The following is a 374-nucleotide window of genomic DNA, read 5'->3' as shown; positions in this document are numbered from 1 at the left end:
GCCTTAACGAGAGAGCGAGTACGCTCTGCTACCCAACGTGAAAGTGCAAGGTGTTGGTGATTAAACAACAGTAATATCAATAAAATGAGTGAGCTGACAATGACCTGTAAAATAAGCAAAAAGAGTGTCATGTTATTAGTTTGATGCGGTAAGAATTCCTCTTTAATCGCTAAATCTACTAGCCATGTTTGTCCTGCAAAATTAATTTCGAGAGTTGTAAGCTTATTGCTTTTGGTTGGAATATTTTCGGCATTTGAATAAAACGGTATTGTAGCATTAGCTTCATAAATAGCGTTATTAATCATTTTATTTTGTGCTTGGGTAAGCTACTGAGCAAGTATGTTTTTTACTAATAATACACCTGTTGCGTAGCC

1 pseudogene is annotated in these 374 nt (G+C 35.8%); it reads right to left on the bottom strand.

The window, feature by feature from the left end:
* Positions 1-305: pseudogene (locus CWB66_RS21940) on the bottom strand (two-component system sensor histidine kinase/response regulator); the annotation flags it as partial.
* Positions 306-374 lie beyond the last annotated feature (69 nt).

The sequence above is a fragment of the Pseudoalteromonas sp. S558 genome (assembly GCF_005886635.1).
Lineage (GTDB): Bacteria > Pseudomonadota > Gammaproteobacteria > Enterobacterales > Alteromonadaceae > Pseudoalteromonas > Pseudoalteromonas aliena.
The sequence above is the reverse complement of the archived record's forward strand: the minus strand, read 5'-3'. Positions and strand labels throughout refer to the sequence as shown.